This is a genomic window from Streptomyces katrae (assembly GCF_000966975.1).
GTDB classification, from domain to species: Bacteria; Actinomycetota; Actinomycetes; order Streptomycetales; family Streptomycetaceae; genus Streptomyces; species Streptomyces katrae.
Genome location: NZ_JZWV01001579.1, coordinates 1 through 2,004, shown reverse-complemented (window position 1 = coordinate 2,004; position 2,004 = coordinate 1). Strand labels below are relative to the sequence as shown.

The window sequence follows — 2,004 nt, the reverse complement described above, 5'->3', positions numbered from 1 at the left end:
GCCCGCGCCGCGCCGGCGGCGCGTGCGGGCAGGGGCGTGCGGAACTCCTCGCGAGGGGACCCGGCGCGGCCGAGCGGCCCGCCGGTGATCAACACCCTCGGGGAGGAAGCGCGGGCGCGCTCGCCGGACGCACTGTTTGAGTGATCATTCACCCACCAGGGGTGACGACCTGCGGCCGGGCGGCGTTACGGCATCATCGCTCGCATGACGACGACCACACGACGGCTGATGCTCCTGGACACCGCGTCCCTCTACTTCCGTGCCTACTTCGGCGTCCCGGAGTCCGTGAAGGCCCCGGACGGCACCCCGGTCAACGCGGTCCGCGGGCTGCTCGACTTCATCGGCCGACTGGTGCAGGACCACCACCCCGACGACCTGGTGGCCTGCATGGACGCCGACTGGCGGCCGCACTGGCGGGTGGAGCTGATCCCCTCCTACAAGGCGCACCGGGTGGCGGAGCCGTCGGAGTCGGGCCCGGACCTGGAGGAGGTCCCGGACACCCTGGCCCCTCAGGTCCCGATCATCGAGGCGGCACTGGACGCCTTCGGCATCGCCCGGGTGGGGGTCGCCGGGTACGAGGCGGACGACGTGATCGGCACCCTGACGGCCCGCGCCACCGGCCCGGTGGACATCGTCACCGGCGACCGGGACCTCTACCAGCTGGTGGACGACGCCCGCGCGCGCCGCGTCCTGTACCCGCTCAAGGGCGTGGGCACCCTCCAGGTCACCGACGAGGCCTGGCTGCGCGAGAAGTACGGGGTGGACGGCCCCGGCTACGCGGACCTGGCCCTGCTGCGCGGCGACCCGAGCGACGGCCTGCCGGGCGTGCCCGGCATCGGCGAGAAGACCGCCGCCAAGCTGCTGGACGCGTACGGGTCCCTGGCCGGGATCATCGCGGCCGTCGACGACCCGAAGTCGAAGCTGACCCCCACCCAGCGCAAGCGCCTGGACGAATCCCGCCCCTACCTGGCCGCTCGACCCGAGATGGTCGACGCGCTCGCCCATCGGTGGGGTCTGGGAGGAGCAATGTCACGCCTGAGCAGCGCGCTGCGCCCATGAGGTGCTAACTTAGGTAATCCTAAGCTTCGTAAGTACCAGGGGAGAGACCGTGGCAGAAGGACGCGCCCGTACCGTCGGCACCGCAGTGGTCGTACGCACCGAACGGCTGACACCGCACATGGTGCGCCTCGTGCTGGGCGGCGACGGGCTGGCCGGATTCGGCGCGGGCGCGTACACCGACCACTACGTCAAGCTCCTCTTCGAACCCGAGGGCGTGCGGTACGCGGAGCCCTGGGACCTGGACGTGATCCGTGCGACGCACCACCGCGAGGCCTGGCCCCGCCAGCGCGCCTACACGGTCCGCGCCTGGGACCCGGCGAAGCTGGAACTGACCCTGGACTTCGTCGTCCACGGCGACGAGGGCCTCGCGGGCCCGTGGGCGGCCCGCGTCCAGCCCGGCGAGCTGGTCCACTTCCTCGGTCCCGGCGGCTGCTACGCCCCGGACCCGGCCGCGGACTGGCACCTCCTCGCGGGCGACGAGAGCGCGCTGCCGGCGATCGCGGCCTCGATGGAGCGGATGCCGCGCGGGGCGCGGGTGCACGCCTTCGTGGAGATCGAAGGCCCGGCGGACGAGCAGGACATCGCCACCCCGGACGGCATCACGCCGGTCTGGCTCCACCGGGGCGACCGCCCGGTGGGCGCGGCCCTGCTGGAGGCCGTCACCGGCCTGGACTTCCCCTCGGCGGACGTCCACGCCTTCGTCCACGGCGAGGCGGGCTTCGTGAAGGAACTCCGCCGCCACCTGCGCCTGGAGCGGGGCATCGCGCGCGAGCGGCTCTCCATCTCCGGGTACTGGCGCCACGGCGAGACGGACGAGGGCTGGCGGGCGATCAAGCGGGACTGGAACGCCACGGTCGAAGCCGAACAGGACGTCCCCACCGCAGCCGCCGCCTGACCCCTGCGGGGCCGCTCCCCGACGCCGCTGCGCGGAGCCGTCTCCCCGCC

General features: G+C 73.4%; 2 protein-coding genes. Both read left to right on the top strand.

What is annotated here, in order from left to right:
• The first annotated feature begins 204 nt into the window (after positions 1-204).
• On the top strand, positions 205-1,059 hold the full coding sequence (locus tag VR44_RS39345) for a 5'-3' exonuclease (protein ID WP_245692894.1): 855 nt from the start codon (positions 205-207) through the stop codon (positions 1,057-1,059).
• Positions 1,060-1,108: 49 nt separating this feature from the next.
• A complete protein-coding gene (locus VR44_RS39340; protein WP_045952493.1) occupies positions 1,109-1,954 on the top strand; it encodes a siderophore-interacting protein in 846 nt (281 codons plus the stop codon).
• Positions 1,955-2,004: the final 50 nt, after the last annotated feature.